Genomic DNA, 18916 nt, shown 5'->3' on the forward strand with positions numbered 1-18916 from the left:
GGAGCTACTCGGCTCCCGAATCGTCCGGGGCGACCGAGGGATCGGCGATCGTCGCGTTCACGATGATCCCCGTCAGGAGCACGGCCGACGCGAGATAGAGGCTCGTGAGCATGACGATGATCCCGCTGAGAACGCCGTACACCGCGAACCGGCCGGCGTTGACGGCGTAGAGGTGGACGCCGGCGTGGATGGCCGTCAGCCCGACCGCGGCCGTGATCGCTCCGGGGAGCGCCGCCGCGGGCCGATCGAGCGTCCGCGAGGGGACGTAGTACAGCGGGACGAACACGACCGAGAGGGCGACGACCAGCGAGCCGAGCCCGATCGCCGTTCCGCTCGGCGTCCCGAACAGCGTGCTCGCGAGGACGATGGCACCGATCGTCAAAACGAGCGAGCCGAGGACGACCGCGGCGTCACGGAGCTGGTCGCGCAGCGGGCGCTCCCGGACGCCCTCGACGCGTTCGACGACCGCGAGAAATCCGACGGCGACGTTGGTCGCGCTCCACGCGAGGACGACGACCGCCAGCGCCGCCGCGCCGGTCCGGCCGGTCGCGGTCGTCGTCGCCTCGTACACCAGCTGCCGGGCGCCGAGCGTGAGAAACCGAGGCGTCGACGTCTGGACGCGCGCCGCGAGCTGCTCGCCGAACAGCGCGAACACGATCAACAACACCGGAACGAACGAGACGAACGCGTAGTACGCGAGGGCTGCGGCGGGGTACTTCACCTCCTGCTCGTAGGCCACCCTGACGACCCGCCGCGCGAGGACGAGCCCGTCGGAGAGCCGCCCCATGGCACACTGTTCGTGACACGCGCCCATACGTCTGTGTTCGACGGGGACGGACAACCGCGGACTGCGAGCGCGCTACGAGAGGTGGGCGGTGACGTCCGTCGAGGAGACCATCCCGACGTAATCGTCGTCGACGACCGGGAGGTGCTTGATCCCGTACGTCGTCAGCATCGCGGCGACCTCCTCCATGTAGAGGTCCGGCGTGACGGTTTCGACGTCGGTCGTCATCACGTCCGAAACCGCCAACTCGGACGTATCCCGCCCGTCGGCGACGGCGTCGAGCACGTCCGTGCTGCTGACGATCGACCGCGGCGTCGTCGGGACGACCAGCGCGCTGATGTTTTTGTCCCGCATCCGCCCGGCGGCTTCTTCGACCGTGGCGTCCGCGGGAATCGTCTCCAGGGGTGTCGACATCACGTCTTCGACGGTCACTCTGTCCTCGGAACTCATACGTCTACAGATGAGTGGGGGGAGTAAGGAGCTTTGCACCCGGTCGACCTCGTTCTCGGGCTTGCGAACCGCTGCTTCGCTGCACCGTCGATCGCGCCGGCCGAGATCCCGGTATCAGGCGCTACAAACGCTGTGAAGGTCGTCCAGCGAGTCGATGTCCCAGGTCGGCCAGACGTTGAGCTCCCAGTTCGTGCGGTGGGGACGACGGATGAACGCCGAATCGATGCCGGCGCGCTCGGCGGCCCGGATGTCGGACTCGTTGTCGCCGACGAACAGCGCCGAGCCGGCGTCGAGGTCGGACAGCGCGCGCTCGAGGTAGTGCGGGTTGGGCTTGCGCAGGTCGAGGCTCTCGACGGTCGGCTCGCGCCCGTAGGCGGCGCCGAAGCGGTGGGAGATTTCGTTGTGCTCCAGCACGAAGTCGACCGTCTCCTGCTGATTGGAGCTGACGATCCCCATCGCGGCGTCGAGATCTGTCAGCGTGTCGATGTCGTCGTAGAGCGCCTTCCGGCCCTCGCGAACCTCCACCTGCTGAGCGCGCGACAGCGCGCTCTCGCGGGCCTGCCAGAATGTCTCCGGTTCGAGGTCGTACGTGCCGCAGATGCTGTCGACCTGTCGGGGGGTCGCCCCGACGGTCATGTCGTCGACGTGATCGGGCTCCAGGTCGGTGACGCCGAACTCCGAAAACGTCTCCCGGGTCGCCTCCCGGAGGACGTCGAAGTCCGTTCGCTCGACGAGGACACCGTCGTTGTCGAAGATGACGGTATCGTATGTCATATTAACTACTGGGGGGTCGGACTGATAAGAGTTTCAGTTGGTGCGCCCCGCTGACGCGCTGGATAGATGTCGGATCCGTGGGTCTTGGATAGCACAAGCCCGCAACATGATGACAGCGGAGCTACCTCTCCAGGATGATCTGGGATTTCTCCGTCCGTAGCGGAGTCCACCCGGTCGGCTGATGACAACCCAACCAAAAATGACAATTCCCAAATGTCACTACCATGCAGTCATTTTTAGTATATTACGTACCGGCCGCCCGAGGAAAAGTATGTTTTCTGATAGTACCCGGTTTAGGGCAGTTTCACTATCCTTCCGAATGTCGATGTAGTTCCCAGCGGCCCCGGCGACAACTTCGACTGCGGGCGAGACCTCGAAAGCGATCGGAGAAACAACCGCGGGGAGGGCGGATCCGACGTCTCAGAGGGCTACGCAATGCTCTATGGAAACGCGTACGTCCTCCTGAGCGAGTCGGCGTGCGCTCGCCGACGGTAGCGGTGAACCCATACGGTCTGATTCCCGGACGGACGGTCGACAGTGGTTCGGTTCTACGGGGGAGCGTCAGCGAGGCCGACGCCGTCGCGGCGTTCGGCGTCAAGATCGTCCATACCAGCGTCGTCAACTGGAGCCCGGCGGGTCTTCGATGTCCATTTTCGGTCGGCCGGGGACCGCGCTGAATCCCCGACCCCGTGTCGCCCGATCCTGATCGCCGAACTGGCACAAAAATACTATACCTTACATACCAGTCATTCTAACATGTGTCCCGGGACGGACCGACAGTCCGCGGGACTGTTCGGATGAAACGCCGACCACTTTTCGGAGTTTGCCGGACGGTCGAGCGGACGCGGATCCCGACTCTTGGATATGTATCTGGCCCCTATGCGTTACGTCTCGTCATCAATCTCATCGAACGGATAGTGTATGGGTGCCTACTAGATGGATATGGATGCTTAACGACAGTACGATAATGACGGTAGCGATACCACCTAGACGGGATGTTCCCAGTAGACGATACGCCCCTCACACGGGACGGGAAGATGGTCATCCTGGCGTACGATCACGGGATCGAGCACGGCCCGGCGGATTTCGAGGACGTTCCGGAACGAGCGGATCCCGAACCGGTGTTCGAAGCCGCCACCCACCCCGCCGTGACCTCCTTCGCGGTGCAGAAGGGACTCGCCGAGGCGTACTACCCCTCCTACGAGGACGACGTGGACCTGTTGATGAAGCTCAACGGGACCTCGAACCTCTGGATGGGCGAACCCGACACCGCCGTCAATTGCTCCGTCGAGTACGCCCGGGAGATCGGCGCATCCTCGGTGGGGTTCACGATCTACGCCGGCGCGAACAACGAAATCGGCATGGCTGAGGAGTTCCGAGAGGCCCAGGAGAGCGCCCGGGAACACGACATGCCGGTCGTGATGTGGGGATACCCGCGCGGCCAGGGCGTCAAAAACGCCTCCAAGCCGGCGGTGATCACCTACTCGGCCCGACTGGGGCTGGAACTGGGCGCGGACGTGACGAAGATCAAGTATCCCGGTTCGCAGGAAGCCATGGAGGACGCCGTCCGGATGTCCGCGAAGTCGAAGATCGTGATGTCCGGCGGCTCGAAGACCACCGACCGGGAGTTCCTCGAAGACGTGAAAGCGACGATGAACGCGGGCGGCGACGGCGTGGCCGTCGGCAGGAACGTCTGGCAGCGCGACGATCCCGAGCAGATCCTCGACGCGCTGGAGCAGGTCGTCTTCGAGGACGCGACCGTCGACACCGCACTCTCGAACACCGGCGCCGAAGGCCCAACGGCCGATGAGTAACCAGCCGGTCGAGGACGTCTTCGACGCCGTCGCCGAGACCGCCCCGGAGATCCGCAACACCCTCGTCGAACGCGTCGGGTTCGAGAGCGAGGAGAACCCGAGCGGCGAGGAACAGATCGCGGCCGACGTGTTCGCCGACCGGCTGCTCGAAGAGCGGCTGCTTCCCATCGACGGGATCGGGCAGTACGCCAGCGAGGAGCGCGACGAGATCGTTTCGGGCGGCGAGGGGTACGGCGTCGCGGTGGATCCAGTCGACGGCTCCTCGAACATCCAGACCAACAACGCCGCCGGAACCATCCTCGGGATCTACGACGCCGACCTGCCCGCTCGCGGCGAGACGCTCGTTGGCGCCGCGTGCGTCCTGTACGGGCCCCGGACGACGATGATCGCGGCGGACGAGGAGTCTGTCACGGAGTACCTGCTGGAGGACGGCGACCGGAAAGCCGTTCGGGAGAACGTGACGATCCCCGACGAGCCCGACGACCACGGCGTGTACGGGTTCGGGGGTCGCGTTCCCGACTGGCACGAGGATTTCAGGGCGTACGCCCGCGAGCTCGAACACGAACTCAGGCTCCGCTACAGCGGCGCGATGATCGGTGACATCAACCAGGTGCTCACGTACGGCGGGATTTTCGCCTACCCGGCGCTCCAGTCGTCGCCCCAGGGGAAGCTTCGCCTGCAGTACGAGGGCAATCCCATCGGCTACATCGCCGAAGCCGCCGGCGGTCGGTCGTCGGCCGGGGACCGCTCCATCCTGGCGGTCTCCGCTGACGACGTCCACCAGCGCGTTCCGGTCCACATCGGGACGACGGAGTACGTCGACAGGTTGGAAACCGCGCTGGACTGACGGTAGCGACGCCCGGTTCGAGCGCGGTGCGAGCATGCGACGCCCGATTCGAGCGCACGAGCGCAGTTCGAGCACGCGACGGCTGCGTCGGACCTACCCTACGCGGTAGTTCACCGTTCCTCCGTGGCGGCATCGCCGGTAGAAACTTACGTCAGTCGTCCTAAGTTCGCGTATGTCTGTCGAAGCAGACGTACTCGTAGTCGGTGGCGGTGCGACCGGCGCCGGCGTCGCTCGTGACCTCGCACTCCGTGGAATCGACGTGACGCTGGTCGAGCGCGGCGGACTGACCAGCGGCACTTCCGGCCGCTCTCACGGGCTGCTTCACAGCGGCGCCCGCTACGCGGAGGCGGACCGCGTCGGCGCCGAAGAGTGCATCGAGGAAAACGAGATCCTCCGCGACATCGCCGGCGCCTGCATTCGGGACACCGGGGGCCTGTTCGTCCAGCTCGCCGGGGACGACCCCGACTACTTCGAGGCCAAGCGGGACGCCTGCGAGGAGATCGGGATCCCCGTGAAGACGCTCGACGGCGACGAGGCGCGCGAGATGGTCCCCGACCTCGCGGACGAGACCGAGCGCGCGTTCGAGGTGCCCGACGCGGCCATCTACCCGTCGCGGCTCGTCGCCGCGAACGCGGCCGACGCTCGCGACCACGGCGCGACGATCCACCCGCACGCGCCCGTCGAGGACGTGACCGTCGACGACGGACGGGTGAGCGGCGTCCGCGTCGGCGGATCGGTCGACGACCGGATCGAGGCCGACTACGTCGTCAACGCGACGGGGGCGTGGGCGGGCGAGTTCGCCGCGATGGCCGGTCTCGACGTCGAGATGCAACCGTCCCGCGGCGTGATGATCTCGGTCGACTACGACGACCTCGGACCGGTACTCAACCGCTGTCGGAGCCCCGACGACGGTGACATCGTCGTCCCTCACGAGACCGAGGTCGTCCTCGGGACGACGAGCGTCCCCGTCCGCGACCCGGACGAGTACGAAACCGAGGACTGGGAGATCGAGACGACGATCAGCGAGTGTGCGAAGATGCTCCCGCCGGTCGAGGACGCGCCGGAGGTCCGGACCTGGTGGGGCGTCCGCCCCCTCTACGCGCCCGACGAGGAGGAACGCGGCGGTCGCGGCATCTCTCGCGGATTCTTCCTGCTCGATCACGCCGACGACGGCGTCGACAACGCGGCGAGCATCGTCGGCGGCAAGCTGACCACGTACCGCCAGATGGCCGAGGCGACGGCCGCCCTCGTCTGCGAGGGACTGGGCGTCGACGCCGACTGCGCGACCGCCGAGCAGACACTCCCGGCTGTCGACGATCCGGACCGACTGGACGACCTCGTCGCGGAGTTCGACGGGCAGGGGCCGACCGACGAGGACGTCGTCGGCGCGGAGTGACCTCGCAGTCGTGCGGACGGTCGCGACCGCAGTCGATTTTTAACTTGGTACCGTAGCTTCATGACCGATCCGCGCGTACGTCTCGCCATGGTAACAAGCGACAATGGCGCAGCGCCGACCGTAGCGGAGGCGTCGGCAGATGCGTAACGCGAAAATCGTCTGCACGCTGGGGCCGGCGACGGACTCGGCCGAACAGATCACGGCGCTGGCCGAGGCGGGGATGTCGGTCGGGCGTCTCAACGCCAGTCACGGCTCGCCGGAACACCGCCGAGAGATGATCGACCGCATCGACGAGGTCGACGACGCGGTCGACGCCCCGGTGGCGTCGATGCTGGACACGCCGGGGCCGGAAGTGCGGACGGCGCCCATCGACGCCCCGATCCGACTGGAGAAGGGCTCGACGGTGCGGTTCGCCGTCGGAGCGGACGCGACGCCGGGGGAGATCGGCCTCTCGAGATCGATCGCGGCCGTCGACCCGGGCGATCACGTTCTGCTCGACGACGGTCGGATCGAAACCACCGTCGAGCGCGTCGACGACGACGCGGTGTTCGCGCGCGTCGAGAACGGCGGCGAGCTCGGCGCTCGCAAGGGCGTCAACGTCCCCGGTGTCGAGCTCGGTCTCCCGACGATCACCGAAGACGACGAGGTTGAACTCGACGTCGCCGCCGAGAAGGAACCGGACTTCGTTGCCGCCTCGTTCGTCGGCTCGGGTGAGGACGTCGCCGAGATCAACCGCGCGCTCGCGGACCGCGGCGTCGACATCCCGGTCGTCGCCAAGATCGAGCGGCTGGCCGCCGTCCGAAACATCGACTCCATCGCGGCGGAAGCCTACGGGGTGATGGTCGCGCGCGGCGACCTCGGCGTCGAGTGTCCGCTCGAGGACGTCCCCATTTTCCAGAAGCGCATCATCAGGCGGTGCCACCGGGCCGGGGTCCCGGTCATCACGGCGACGGAGATGCTGGACTCGATGACTCACGCGCGCCGGCCGACGCGCGCCGAAGCCTCCGACGTGGCCAACGCCGTGCTCGACGGCACGGACGCCGTGATGCTCTCGGGCGAGACGGCCGTCGGCGACCACCCCGCCAGAGTCGTCGAGACGATGGACCGGATCGTCCGCGACGTCGAGGACACCGAGGAGTACGCGGAATCCCGCGAACGACTCGTCCCGGACGCTGGCGAGTCGAAGGCGGACGCGCTCGCCCGCTCGGGGCGGTTCCTGGCGCGCGATATCGGCGCGGACGCGATCGCCGTCGCGACCCAGTCGGGGTACACGGCGCTGAAGGCCGCGAAGTACCGCCCCGGCGTCCCGGTCGTCGCGTCGACGCCGAGCGACCGCGTTCGCCGCAGGCTCGCGCTCTCCTGGGGCGTCACGCCGATGTACACCGGAATTTCCGACAGGGAGGTCGACACCCTCGTGGAGGGGGCGGTCCAGTCCGCACTCGACGCCGGCGTCGCGGAGAGCGGCGACACGGTCGTCGTCTTCTGCGGGATGATGACCGAACTCGAAAGCGGAAGCACGACGAACATGATGAAGGTTCACGTCGCCGCGGAGGTGCTCGCCAGGGGCAGGTCGGTCGTCGAGGGGATGGTCACGGGTCCGATCCACCGCCTGACTGACGCCGACCTCGTGGACGTTCCGGACGGTGCTGTCGTCGCCGTGCCCGATGAGTTCGACGACGAGTTCCGGGGCGATACGGGCCGCATCGGCGCCATCGTCGACGCTCACGAGGGGACAACGGGATACGCTGCCATCGTCGCACGCGAACGCTCGATCCCGATGATCTCCGACGCGTCCGTTCCCGGCGCCGTCGACGACGGCTCGACCGTGACGCTGGACGCCGAACGCGGCGTCCTGTACGACGGGGCCATCAGCCGCGAAGCGCGGGACGGTGAAAAATAACTGTCCGGTTCGGCCCATCGCACTCGTCCCGGTTCGGCGTCCGGCCGCGTACTCGCGTCGCTTCGCCAGCGCCGCTACTGGCGGGTCTTCCTCTCACGCCGTTCATTCCCGATCGACGTATACCGGTTCGGGTAAGACTGGTTTGATTAGAAAAAGATTCTACGTATGGACACGGTACTATCACGCTGCGACGATGAGTCGTTCCCGAATGTCGATTACACAGATACCGATGTAAAAAACCGCGGTCGCGCTCGGAACTTCGCGGTCGTTCGTCGGGTCTCCAACTGGTAAGCAGAACGTTTTTAGAAGTCTAAAGATCTTACTGACGATTACTAGTCATTTGTAGTAGCCGCGTCTCGTATGTTCGGGCCAGCGGTTTCGAGTCCGTGCGGAGACACGGGCGGGGCCCCACCTGCGGTGCCGAGGACGGGTCCTGAACGACACTGTTCTGGCGTCTTCGGAGCCGCTCCGATATCTGCGCAGAGTGCGGGCGGTCTGGGTGTGTTCGTCCTCGGGGGAGGCCGCCCGGTCAAACGAACGAAGCGCCCGATAGCGCGCGACGTCGCGGGACGGGTGGATATGTGGGAGAGTAGCATAGTAGTACGCATGATCGACGAGACGGTCACCCAGATCGAGGAGATGCAGACCCAGAGCGCCTCCGCGGTCGCCGTGAAAGCCGCCAGAGCGCTGCGGGAGTTGACCGAACGGGAGTACTACACCGTCGAAGAGTACGTTCGTGCGTTGAGTCGCAACAGCAAGGCGCTCTATCGGGCGAGTCCGTCCCACGCGATCCTGTACACGACGCAGCGACGCATCGTCTCCGAGGTCTCGGACTCGGATCCCGATACCGTCGAAGCGGCCAAAGAGCGGACGCTCAGCGTCATCCGGGACGTCGTCACGGACGTCGAGTTGAGCAAAGACCGGGCCGCGCAGCGAGCGGCCGAGCTCGTCGACGACGGCGACGTGCTGTTGACCCACGAGAACTCGTCGACCGTAATGGCGACGCTCAAGCGCCTGCTCGCCGATGATGTGAGCTTCGAACTGTTCGTCACGGAGTCGCGACCGCGATTCCTCGGGCGGCGAACGGCCCGCGAGCTAGCCGATCGCGACGGCGTCGACGTGACGCTCATCGTCGACGGCGCTGCGGGGCACTTCCTCTCGGAGTGCGACCGCGTGCTGGTCGGCATGAACTGCATCATCGACGAGACCGTGTACAACCGCGTGGGGACGTACCCGATCGTCGCCACCGCCGCGGATCTGGACGTTCCAGTGACGGTCGTCGGCGCGTCGGCGAAGTGTATCGACGGCGGCTTCGTCTTCGAGAACGAGTTTCGATCGCCCTCCGAGGTGATGCTCGAACCGCCCGACGGATTCGCGATGGAGAACCCGGCGTACGACGCGACGCCGCTGCGAGTCGTGGACACGGTGGTGACGGACGAACGGACGCACGAACACTGATCTCCGCCGGTCGCACCAAACCTGTTCCCGCCCTCCCCGGGAAAGCGGCGCGTGACGGCTCAGCCGAGTTCATCGAGTTTGTTCCGGAGCGTCGTGCTGATCGCTCCGATGTCGCCGCCGATGCGAACGATCTGGTAGCCGGCGTCGGCCGCCTCCCGAGCGGCGGTCACGTCGTTCCGGATGCGACCGATCGGAACGTCGGCCGCCAGGCAGGCCTCGAGGGTGCGATCGATCGCGGCCTCGACGGCTTCTTCGTTCTTTTCGAGCGGCTCCCCTTCGGACATCGACATCGCGAGGTCGGCCGGGCCGACGAACGCGAAGCCGAGTTCGGGCACCGCGAGGATCTCCTCGATGTTCTCGACGGCGCGCTCGTTCTCGATCATCGTGCCGACGAGGACCTCGGCGTCCTCGCCGCCGACGTGACTGTCGACGTAGCCCGCCCACTGGCTCGTCCGTCCGATGCCGACCCCCCTGTCGCCGACGTCGCCGCCGTACGAGAAGTGCGCCGCCTCGACGGCTCGCTGCAACTCGTCGGCCGTTTCGATTCGGGGCAGAAGGATCGTGCGGACGCCGGCGTCGAGCGCCTTCCGGACGAGCGGGGGCTCGGGCGACGGGAGCCGAACCAGCAGTTCGACGTCGCCCGCCTCCGCGGCGCGGGTCAGCTCCTCGAAGACGGTGCTGTCGTAGGGGCTCGGTCCGCCGTGCTCGAAGTCGAGCCAGACGAAGTCGAGCCCGATGTTGCCCAACGTCTCGACCACCGTCGGCGAAAACGTCGCACAGCTCGCGCCGAAGATCGTCTCGCCGCGCTCGATCGCCCGGCGGAACTCGTTTTCGGTCCTCACGGCGTCACCTCTCGGTCGATGGCGTCCCCGTTTACCGTCGACTCGGGAAGGCCGCCCTCGTAGACCGTACGAACGTTCGCCGCCGCCCGTCGACTCATGCGTTCCAGGGCCTGTTCGGTCACGCCGCCGACGTGGGGGGTCAGGAGCACATCGTCGCGATCGAGGATCGGGTTGTCCGCGTCCGGCGGCTCCGACTGGAAGTTGTCGAGGCCGGCGCCACCGACGACGCCGCCCTCGAGCGCCTCGACGAGCGCCGGTTCGTCGACGATCCCGCCGCGCGACGTGTTGAGGAGAACGCCGCGCTCGCCGAGTGCCGCCAGTTCCGCGGTCGAGATCGCGTGTCGCGTCCCCTCGACCAGCGGGACGTGGATGCTCACCGCGTCCGATCGATCGCAGAGATCGACGAGGTCGTCGACCCGGACCACGTCGTCCGGAAAGTCCTCGTCGGCCTGGTGCGGATCGTACGCGAGGATCTGCTGTCCGATTCCGCGGGCGATCGTCGCCGTCTCGCGGGCGATGGAGCCGTACCCCATCAGCCCGAGGGAGTCCCCGGCGAGTTCGCGCCCCGCGAACGCGTGTCGCTCCCAGCCGCCCTCGCGGACGTGTCTGTCGGCCGTGCGGAGGTTCCGCCGGACGCCGAACAGGAGCGCGATCGCGTGTTCGGCGACCGATCGCGCGTTGACGCCGGGCGTGTTACAGACGACGACGTTCCGGCGCGAGGCCGCCGCCACGTCCACGTTGTCGAGCCCGCTCCCGTGTTTCGCGATCACCTGGAGCCGATCCGCTCGATCGATGACGCCGGCATCGATCGTCGCGGTCCTGACGACGACGGCGTCGTACCGGCCGATGTCGTCCAGCGCGGCGCCGCGACTGTCGTACTCGTCCATGCTCGTACACCGGGCGAACTCCGCGATCGACGCCGGACCCGACGGATCGATTCGCTCCGGGAGAAGCACCTCCCACCGTTCAGCCATATGGTAGCATCCGGCACGAAAGGACAAAAGCGTACACCCCGGTTGTGCGGAACGGGAACGGTGGGGAGAGCAGTGCCCCCAACCACACGCACAGACACCTCGTGGAGTACCGACGGATCTGTCTGTCGACGTCCGAACGAACGGCGACAGGGCCGTTGCTGCTCCCACCGAGTTCCGAACGCCCCGTCTGACGAGTCAGTCGATGGGATTCGGCACCGCTCCGTCGGTGGGTTGATGAATAATTTTAAGCCGCGTGTGACAGATATACACATCCACGCCACATCCGCGACCGTTGCTCGAACGGCCGCCGAGCACCGCGGACGGAACAGGTGACAGGGGGTATCTAGCAATGTCAACACAGAATACGTACGTCGGTGCGATCGATCAGGGGACGACCGGAACGCGCTTCATGGTGTTCGACCGCGAGGGGACGGTCGTCACGAGCGCGTACGAGAAGCACGAACAGATCTACCCGGAACCGGGGTGGGTCGAACACGATCCCCGCGAGATCTGGGAGAAGACGAAGCGGGTGATCCAGGACGCACTGCAGAAAAAGGATCTCGACGCCGAACAGCTCGCGGCGATCGGCGTCACCAACCAGCGCGAGACGACCGTCCTGTGGGAGCGAGATACGGGCGAGCCGATTCACAACGCGATCGTCTGGCAGGACCGGCGGACAACCGATCGGATCGACGAACTCGAGGCGGAGGGGAAGATCGAGGAGATCCGCGCGAAGACGGGACTGGAGGCGGACGCGTACTTCTCGGCGACCAAGGTCGAGTGGCTGCTCGACAACGCCGCACCCGTCAAGACGCAGCGCGCACGACCGGCGTCGTACCGCGAACGAGCCGCCGACGGGGAGATCTGCTTCGGAACGATCGACGCCTGGGTGATCTACAACCTCACCGGCGCGCACGTCACCGAGGTCACGAACGCCTCGCGGACGATGCTGTACAACATCCACGACCTCGAGTGGGACGACGAACTCTTAGAGGAGTTCGGCGTTCCCGAGGAGATGCTGCCGGAGGTACGACCCTCCAGCGACGACGAGTTCTACGGTCACACCGATTCCGACGGCTTCCTCGGCGCCGAGATCCCCGTCGCCGGAGCGCTGGGCGACCAGCAGGCGGCGCTGTTCGGCCAGACCTGCTTCGACGCGGGCGACGCGAAAAACACCTACGGGACCGGGTCGTTCTTCCTCACGAACACCGGCAACGAGGCCGTCGAGAGCGACCACGGCCTGCTGACGACGATCGGCTTCCAGCGCTCGGGCGAGCCCGTCCAGTACGCGCTTGAGGGAGCGATCTTCGTGACGGGGGCGGCCATCGAGTGGCTCGAGGACGTCGAGTTGATCGACGACGCCGCCGAGACGGAGGATCTGGCGAGAAGCGTCGACTCGACGGACGGCGTCTACCTCGTGCCGGCGTTCACGGGGCTGGGCGCGCCCCACTGGGACGGCCGCGCGCGAGGGGCCATCCTCGGCATGACGCGCGGCACGCGACGGGAGCACATCGTCCGGGCGACTCTGGAGTCGATCGCCTTCCAGACGCTCGACGTCGCCGAGGCGATGGAGGCCGACACCGGGCTCGAGATCACCAGCCTGAAAGTCGACGGCGGCGCGGTGAAGAACAACTTCCTCTGCCAGCAGCAGGCCGACATCATCGGCGCCGAGATCGTTCGTCCCGAAGTCGACGAGACCACGGCGCTCGGATCGGCCTACGCGGCCGGACTCGCAGTCGGGTACTGGGATACCGTCGACGAACTCCGGGAGAACTGGCGGGTCGATCGCGAGTTCACGCCCGAGGAGACCGACGACGTCGACGAACGCCACGAGCGATGGACCGAAGCGATCGAACGGGCCCGCGACTGGGCCCGGGAGGAGTGAACCGGCCGTCGAATACGACTTCGCCCGGCAGTCGCCGCCGTCCGCACCGGGGCGCTCGGCACCGTACCCGCCTTACCGCCGGCGTTAGGGGTGGTTCGTCACAAAACGACCGTTCGTCGCCAAAAGTATTGATACCGTAGCACATACACGACGCATGGACAGGATAGCGTTCGGTACCGACGGCTGGCGCGCGACGCTCGACACGTTCACCGAGCGACGAGTCCGCATCGTGGCGCAGGCGGCGGCCTCGTACTTCGACGGACGCGACGCGGAGACGGTCGGCGTGGGATACGATGCCCGCGAAACGTCGCCCGGGTTCGCCGACGCGATCACCGACGTGCTGACCGACAATGGACTCGACGTCGTCGTCAGCGAGCGGGACTGCCCGACGCCGGTGCTGGCGTGGACGCTTCGCGACCGCAATCTCGACGGCGGCATCGTGGTGACCGCGAGCCACAACCCACCCGAGTACAACGGCGTGAAGTTCCTCTCGCCGGACGGCTCGCCGGCGACCGAGGACATCACCGACCGCCTGGAGGAGCTGCTTGCCGAACCGGAGAGCCTTCCGGCCGACCAGCGCGGCGACGTCACCGAAGAGCCGCTCGTCCCCGAGTACATCCAGCACGCGTTGGCGTTCGCGGACGCCGACCTCGACGGGCTCTCGGTCGCGTACGATGCGATGTACGGCAGCGGCCGCGGCGTCACCGACGAGCTACTCGAAGCGGCGGGCGCAGACGTGCGCGGCCGCCGGTGCGAGCTGGACCCCACGTTCGGCGGCGGGTCGCCCGAACCGACGGCCGAGAAACTTGAGGGGCTCGTCGAACGCGTCACGGACGGCGACGCCGACCTCGGCGTCGCGAACGACGGCGACGCGGACCGCATCGCCGTCGTCACGCCGGAGCGGGGCTACCTCGATCCGAATCTCCTCTTCGCCGCGCTCTACGAGTACCTGCTCGAGTCGGGGAGCGGCCCCGCGGTGCGGACCGTCTCGACCACGTTCCTGATCGACAAGGTCGCGGCGGCCCACGGCGAGGAGGTCGTGGAGGTCCCGGTCGGGTTCAAGTGGGTCGCGAGAGGCATGCGGGAGGCGGACGCGCTCTGTGGCGGCGAGGAGTCCGGCGGGTTCGGCATCACGCGACACCTGCGGAACAAGGACGGCGTGCTCCTCGCGCTGGTGATCGCCGCCGCGCACGCCGACCGATCGCTCGACGAGCGCGTCGATGCGATCCTCGACGAACACGGAGCGATCTACCAGGATCGGGTCAGCGTCGACTGTCCGGACGATCGAAAAGCGGCCGTCATCGAGGAACTGGACGGAGCGCTGCCCGGGACCATCGCCGGACGGCCGGTCGAGCGCGTCGGGACGAAAGACGGGTTCAAGATCTTCCTCGACGACGGGACGTGGCTGCTGATGCGTCCCTCGGGGACCGAACCGAAACTGCGGATCTACGCGGAAGCCGACAGCGAGGATCGGATCGGCGAGTTGCTCGACGCCGGACGAAACGTGGTCGAACCGCTCGTGTAAACGCCGGCCTCTGCGCTCGCACGCCGGCGGCTCCGCTCGCACGATGTCGACGGCGATCGGTCACCGCCGGTCGCAGGGTCGAAACACTGCGATCGCCCGTCGCCCGATCGATCGCGAGCCGTTCAGTCGATCGTAGGAACCTCGGTCATCAGGGCGCCCGAGATGTCGAGATCCTCGATCTCGACGTCCTCGCCGACGATCGTCTCCTCGAGGTCGCAGTTGCGGACTTCGGCGTTCGGGAACACGATCGCCGTGTCGAGGCTCGCGTCGATCACCTCCGAACCCTCCATCACGTGGACGGTGTCCCCGATCTCGGAGTTCTCGACGGTCGCGTCGGGGTGGATCAACGACTCGCCCTCCAGCTCCCAGTCGACGGTCTCGAAGTACGAGTCGGGGGTACCGATGTCGAACCACGTGTCCTCGAACGTGAACGCGTACACCGGTTCTTCGGACTGGAGCCACTCGATGTACCAGCCCGGCTCGTCGGGGTTGTTCTCCTCGGAGAGATACTCCGAGAAGCGCACCGAGTCCGCGGGGAACGCGTAGCACGCGATCGAAACGAGCGTGCTGTTGGGCTCGTCTGGCTTCTCCTGGAACTCGACGACGCGCTCGCCGTCGAGTTCGACCAGTCCGTAGGACTTGGCTTTCTCCTTGCTGCCGACGTCGTACGCGGCGAGCGCCGGCGCCCCCTTCTCCTCGTAGTAGTCGAGGAAGTCCGAGATGTCGAACCCGACGAGGTTGTCGCCCGCGATGACGAACAGCTCGTCGTCGATCCCCTCGCGGTCGACGAGCTGGGCCAGCGCGCCGACGACGCCGAACTTCTCGTCTTCGTCGCTGGTCTTCTCGACCGACAGTTGCGTCTTCTCGTACCCCTTCTCTTCGACGTGCGCCTCGAAGACGTCGGCGAAGGCCTCGTTGGTGCTCACGTAGGTGGTGTCGATGCGATCGTCGTTCTCCAGTGCTCGCAGGATCCGGTCGATGACGGTCGTCTCGCCGACCGGCAGGAGCATCTTCGGACGATGCCGGGTGATCGGCCACAGTCGTGTTGCGTACCCCCCAGCCAGTACTACTGCCTCCATACGAAATAATCATCGTCAATAGTGATAATTATGACGGGGTCGTGAAGTACTGTCAAGTGATCAGCAATCGGGAGCGCGTATACTCGGGCCGCCAGAACGACGCCTGCTCCGCGGGATCCGACGCGCGCTCGATGAATCCCGGACATCGAACCGGCGAGTTCCTCCGGACCGGTCCGGCTCACGACAGAACAGTTCCAGCGTATCGCCGACCCGGTTGATGCAACAGCCTGATAGAGTTCCGGCATCAGTCGAGATCTACCGATGAGAGGAGCTAACCGGTATCCGAAGCGTTCGATCCACTATCTATCTCTCAGCTCCTGCACCTCGGGCATCCCCCGAACTCCCGAATATCGAGTTCCTTAGGATCGGCGTTGCGACAGATAATTACCAAATTAGCATACTACAAATCAATATTATACTATGAGGACTTGCCACCACTGTTCGAAAACGCCTATAATCTCCCTCCCAAATAATTTCAATATATAAAACAAGAATGAAATCATATAGTGTTCAAAAGAATTGATGTAAGGCCTAAATTCCACTATTATATAAAATTCTTTGTGGGACACCAATGGGGATGGGGAACTGGTGCCAGAGAGACACCATGACAAAATAAATAGGGTTCTTTTGATTGATTCCAAATATGAAGTAAAGGAGCAGGTCCTGACCTTCTCCCAGTACAGTTTGATGGGTTCCTGATTGCGCTTCTACTCGAGAAATATCTGGCCAGAATAGACCTACCAACTCTCCACTAGTTCTATCCTCTAGTTATAATCCCTCAAAATTAATTTGAATAATGTTTCCAGAAACGGTATGGGAACACCAAGGGCAACAGGATGGCCAGTGGTGCGTGATCGAGAATGTCGCCGTGACTACGAGGACGTTCCCAGCAAGTCGAACGGGCACGATGGGATTCGAACCTGGTGCAAACGCTCACTATCGCTCGCATTTGCGTGATTCGAATCCCACACGGTCAGCTGTTCGTTCGTCACGTCGGTTCCTCACAGAATAGCGGGCGCGACGGGGTCCGTACGCCTCGCGGAGATAGTTGGCAAGCTATCCCGATTTCCGGGGTCTGAGCGGAAACGGCGCCGCTCGCGCCAATTGATTGGCGCCGTCGTGCGGTTCGCCGGAAAGCGAACCATGAACCTGGAACCCATCGATCCCGAGACCGCGCTCGACCTGTACCTGGCGGGAAAAGAGACCGAAGCCGCGACGGCCACGATCAACTCTCACCGCTCGCGACTGAGTTTCTTCGTCGAGTGGTGCGACAAGCGAGACATCGAGACCCTGAACGAGCTGACCGGGCGGCGACTCCACGAGTACCGGCTCTGGCGGCGCAACGTCGGCGAGCTCGCGCCGGCCAGCGAGAAAACGCAGATGGACACGCTGCGCGTCTTCGTCCGGTGGCTGGAGTCAATCGACGGCGTCGAGCAGGACCTCCACGTCAAGGTCCGCTCGCCGAACATCACGGCGGACCAGAACACCAGGGAGGTGATGCTCGACGCCGATGACGCCGAGTCGATGCTGGAGTACCTCGAACGGTACGAGTACGCGTCGCGCCGCCACGTGACGGTCTCGCTCCTCTGGCACACGATGATGCGGATCGGCGCCGCCCACGCGCTGGACGTCGAGGACTACGACCCGGAGGGGCAGTGCTTGGAGATTAGGCACCGGCCGGATACCGGGACGCCGATCAAGAACCAGTGGAAAGGCCAGCGGACGATCGCACTCTCCGGCGAGGTGTGCCTAGTGCTCGACGACTGGCTGCGGGATCGGCGCCCCGACGTGACCGACGACCACGGTCGGCGCCCGCTCCTGGCGACGAGTCACGGCCGGTTATCGAAGTCCACGCTTCGGAAGTACTGGTACCAGAGTACGCGCCCCTGCGTCTACGGTGACGGGTGTCCGCACGACCGAGATCCGGACGAGTGCGAGGCTACAGATCACGGTACTGCCGGCAAATGTCCGTCGAGCGTCAGCCCGCACGCCTTCCGACGCGGATCGATCACTCGGCATCTGAACAGCGACGTGCCGGAGACGGCTGTGGGTGATCGGGCGAACGTCAGTCAGGACGTCTTGGAGCAGCACTACGATCAGCGGTCAGAGAGGGAGAAGATGGAGCAGCGGCGGCAGTACTTAGATAATATCTGAGAAGTCGATCGGATTCTTCCCGATCGGCCTGTGATGATCAGAGATACCATCTCCTTAGAAACCACACGTATATCGGCGTCCACAGCCTTAGATTGTGATTATTGCTCCCAACGTACAAGCCTCCCATCATCGTCCCGAACCAGCGGTCCAAGTGGATCGGGTTGTTCACTCGAAAGATACTCGGTGAACTCCTTCTGAAAGTCTTGAGGCGGCGAATCCCATAGGTCAACCGCATAATCGACAAGCTCCTCGACAATCGCATACTCCCGATCAAGACCAGAGGTGACACCATAAAATGCTGTGCTCGCCATCTCACGCAGCAGCAATACTGGTCTCCAACAAAACATACAGTCATGATAGTCCGGGCCGATCAGAATACCGCGATCCGAGTGCTGTGGACAGACCGTCGTATCAAGACTACCGATGTTACGAAGGTCGATATCGAACGGAGGTTCGTCTTTGAGGTCCACTACGAAGTAGCCCCCATAGATAGCCGTGTCGGCTTTTGAGTCATCCCGGTAGAGAAATGCGGAATTGAGCATCCGTTCCTTGTACCGGCCCGTATGAGTGTGTCCGCAAAAATAAGTCCGTCCGCAGAAATGATCGATCATCTGTTTCTTTTCTACATGAGTGACAAGGATATCGTCATCACTGACTACGCCCGGATCTTGGGTGAAACGCTGACCGTCAACGGTGATATGGCCCTCTGTGGGGATATGTATCCCAATATTGAATTCATAATCAAGATCACCGTAGTAGTCTCGATTGCCGTATACGTAGAGCAGACCATGCTTCGCTCGACCCGCAAGTTTCTCGAGATACGGCTCTACTGCTTGCAGTTGCTCAACTCCAACATCTCGACCCTCGTTATGGGCATTCGAAAAGTCTCCAACGTGGACCACAAAATCAAACTCTTCGCCTTCCGTACCCGAGACCACCCGCTCCAGCGATTCGGTGTTCCCGTGATTGTCTCCCATCACCAGAAACCGGTGTCTTGTCATACTCACTAGTTCGATTCCTGGCATATGAATGCG

Annotated in this window: 15 protein-coding genes; 8 read left to right on the plus strand and 7 right to left on the minus strand. The window is 64.7% G+C overall.

The window, feature by feature from the left end; all coding sequences use genetic code 11:
- Nucleotides 1-4 precede the first annotated feature (4 nt).
- The 3 genes from NO931_RS07510 to NO931_RS07520 all read right to left on the minus strand — a co-directional run bounded on the left by NO931_RS07510 (nt 5) and on the right by NO931_RS07520 (nt 2008).
- Nucleotides 5-787, minus strand: coding sequence for a YhjD/YihY/BrkB family envelope integrity protein (locus tag NO931_RS07510; protein WP_256392013.1), 783 nt, complete (start codon nt 785-787; stop codon nt 5-7).
- A gap of 72 nt (nt 788-859) precedes the next feature.
- Entirely contained in the window at nt 860-1234 is a 375-nt protein-coding gene (locus tag NO931_RS07515) for a CBS domain-containing protein (RefSeq protein ID WP_256392014.1), read from the minus strand.
- Nucleotides 1235-1348: 114 nt separating this feature from the next.
- Nucleotides 1349-2008: an HAD family hydrolase gene (locus NO931_RS07520; RefSeq protein ID WP_256392015.1), complete on the minus strand. Its 660-nt coding sequence runs from the start codon at nt 2006-2008 to the stop codon at nt 1349-1351.
- Between the two features lie 995 nt (nt 2009-3003).
- Here NO931_RS07520 and NO931_RS07525 point away from each other — a divergent pair.
- From NO931_RS07525 to NO931_RS07545, 5 genes are all read left to right on the plus strand, one after another.
- The gene (locus NO931_RS07525; protein WP_256392016.1) at nt 3004-3822 is read left to right on the plus strand and encodes a class I fructose-bisphosphate aldolase; all 819 of its coding nucleotides are present in this window, start codon (nt 3004-3006) and stop codon (nt 3820-3822) included.
- Nucleotides 3815-4669, plus strand: a complete 855-nt coding sequence (locus NO931_RS07530) for a class 1 fructose-bisphosphatase (RefSeq protein ID WP_256392017.1) — start codon at nt 3815-3817, stop codon at nt 4667-4669. The genes NO931_RS07525 and NO931_RS07530 overlap by 8 nt, the downstream gene beginning before the upstream one ends.
- Before the next feature lie 172 nt (nt 4670-4841).
- On the plus strand, nt 4842-6065 hold the full coding sequence (locus NO931_RS07535) for an FAD-dependent oxidoreductase (RefSeq protein WP_256392018.1): 1224 nt from the start codon (nt 4842-4844) through the stop codon (nt 6063-6065).
- A 139-nt stretch (nt 6066-6204) separates the two neighbouring features.
- On the plus strand, nt 6205-7965 hold the full coding sequence (gene pyk, locus NO931_RS07540) for a pyruvate kinase (RefSeq protein ID WP_256392019.1): 1761 nt from the start codon (nt 6205-6207) through the stop codon (nt 7963-7965).
- A 606-nt stretch (nt 7966-8571) separates the two neighbouring features.
- Nucleotides 8572-9423 carry an eIF2B alpha/beta/delta subunit family protein gene (locus tag NO931_RS07545; RefSeq protein WP_256392020.1) on the plus strand — a complete coding sequence of 284 codons (852 nt, stop codon included), beginning with the start codon at nt 8572-8574 and terminating at the stop codon, nt 9421-9423.
- 59 nt (nt 9424-9482) lie between these two features.
- On the opposite strand, the gene NO931_RS07550 is transcribed toward NO931_RS07545, so the two are convergent.
- Nucleotides 9483-10265: an HpcH/HpaI aldolase family protein gene (locus NO931_RS07550; RefSeq protein WP_256392021.1), complete on the minus strand. Its 783-nt coding sequence runs from the start codon at nt 10263-10265 to the stop codon at nt 9483-9485.
- Nucleotides 10262-11239 (minus strand): hydroxyacid dehydrogenase, encoded by a 978-nt coding sequence (locus tag NO931_RS07555; RefSeq protein ID WP_256392022.1) that lies wholly within the window; start codon nt 11237-11239, stop codon nt 10262-10264. Before NO931_RS07555 ends, NO931_RS07550 begins: the two co-directional genes overlap by 4 nt.
- Nucleotides 11240-11588: 349 nt before the next feature.
- Here NO931_RS07555 and glpK point away from each other — a divergent pair, with 349 nt between their 5' ends.
- Together glpK and NO931_RS07565 are read left to right on the plus strand one after the other, a co-directional pair.
- A complete protein-coding gene (glpK, locus tag NO931_RS07560; RefSeq protein WP_256392023.1) occupies nt 11589-13124 on the plus strand; it encodes a glycerol kinase GlpK in 1536 nt (511 codons plus the stop codon).
- Nucleotides 13125-13278: 154 nt separating this feature from the next.
- Nucleotides 13279-14649 (plus strand): phosphoglucomutase/phosphomannomutase family protein, encoded by a 1371-nt coding sequence (locus NO931_RS07565; RefSeq protein ID WP_256392024.1) that lies wholly within the window; start codon nt 13279-13281, stop codon nt 14647-14649.
- Between the two features lie 122 nt (nt 14650-14771).
- Here the strand turns inward: NO931_RS07565 and NO931_RS07570 are convergent, their stop codons facing one another.
- Nucleotides 14772-15728 carry a nucleotidyltransferase family protein gene (locus NO931_RS07570; protein ID WP_256392025.1) on the minus strand — a complete coding sequence of 319 codons (957 nt, stop codon included), beginning with the start codon at nt 15726-15728 and terminating at the stop codon, nt 14772-14774.
- Nucleotides 15729-16871: 1143 nt separating this feature from the next.
- On the opposite strand from NO931_RS07570, the gene NO931_RS07575 reads away from it, so the two are divergent.
- Nucleotides 16872-17882 carry a tyrosine-type recombinase/integrase gene (locus tag NO931_RS07575; protein ID WP_256392026.1) on the plus strand — a complete coding sequence of 337 codons (1011 nt, stop codon included), beginning with the start codon at nt 16872-16874 and terminating at the stop codon, nt 17880-17882.
- Nucleotides 17883-17980: 98 nt separating this feature from the next.
- On the opposite strand, the gene NO931_RS07580 is transcribed toward NO931_RS07575, so the two are convergent.
- Complete coding sequence (locus tag NO931_RS07580) at nt 17981-18859, minus strand: metallophosphoesterase family protein (RefSeq protein WP_375142039.1); 879 nt, start codon at nt 18857-18859, stop codon at nt 17981-17983.
- Nucleotides 18860-18916: the final 57 nt, after the last annotated feature.

This window comes from Natronoarchaeum rubrum (genome assembly GCF_024494695.1).

What these genes read in the sequence shown, in the direction of transcription:
- NO931_RS07510 (WP_256392013.1), bottom strand. Translation starts at nt 787, where the DNA reads ATGGGGCGGCTCTCCGACGGGCTCGTCCTCGCGCGGCGGGTCGTCAGG.
- NO931_RS07565 (WP_256392024.1), top strand. Translation starts at nt 13,279, where the DNA reads ATGGACAGGATAGCGTTCGGTACCGACGGCTGGCGCGCGACGCTCGAC.
- NO931_RS07575 (WP_256392026.1), top strand. Translation starts at nt 16,872, where the DNA reads ATGAACCTGGAACCCATCGATCCCGAGACCGCGCTCGACCTGTACCTG.
- NO931_RS07555 (WP_256392022.1), bottom strand. Translation starts at nt 11,239, where the DNA reads ATGGCTGAACGGTGGGAGGTGCTTCTCCCGGAGCGAATCGATCCGTCG.
- NO931_RS07525 (WP_256392016.1), top strand. Translation starts at nt 3,004, where the DNA reads ATGTTCCCAGTAGACGATACGCCCCTCACACGGGACGGGAAGATGGTC.
- NO931_RS07530 (WP_256392017.1), top strand. Translation starts at nt 3,815, where the DNA reads ATGAGTAACCAGCCGGTCGAGGACGTCTTCGACGCCGTCGCCGAGACC.
- NO931_RS07515 (WP_256392014.1), bottom strand. Translation starts at nt 1,234, where the DNA reads ATGAGTTCCGAGGACAGAGTGACCGTCGAAGACGTGATGTCGACACCC.
- pyk (WP_256392019.1), top strand. Translation starts at nt 6,205, where the DNA reads ATGCGTAACGCGAAAATCGTCTGCACGCTGGGGCCGGCGACGGACTCG.
- NO931_RS07580 (WP_375142039.1), bottom strand. Translation starts at nt 18,859, where the DNA reads ATGGGAGACAATCACGGGAACACCGAATCGCTGGAGCGGGTGGTCTCG.
- NO931_RS07520 (WP_256392015.1), bottom strand. Translation starts at nt 2,008, where the DNA reads ATGACATACGATACCGTCATCTTCGACAACGACGGTGTCCTCGTCGAG.
- NO931_RS07535 (WP_256392018.1), top strand. Translation starts at nt 4,842, where the DNA reads ATGTCTGTCGAAGCAGACGTACTCGTAGTCGGTGGCGGTGCGACCGGC.
- NO931_RS07545 (WP_256392020.1), top strand. Translation starts at nt 8,572, where the DNA reads ATGATCGACGAGACGGTCACCCAGATCGAGGAGATGCAGACCCAGAGC.
- NO931_RS07570 (WP_256392025.1), bottom strand. Translation starts at nt 15,728, where the DNA reads ATGGAGGCAGTAGTACTGGCTGGGGGGTACGCAACACGACTGTGGCCG.
- glpK (WP_256392023.1), top strand. Translation starts at nt 11,589, where the DNA reads ATGTCAACACAGAATACGTACGTCGGTGCGATCGATCAGGGGACGACC.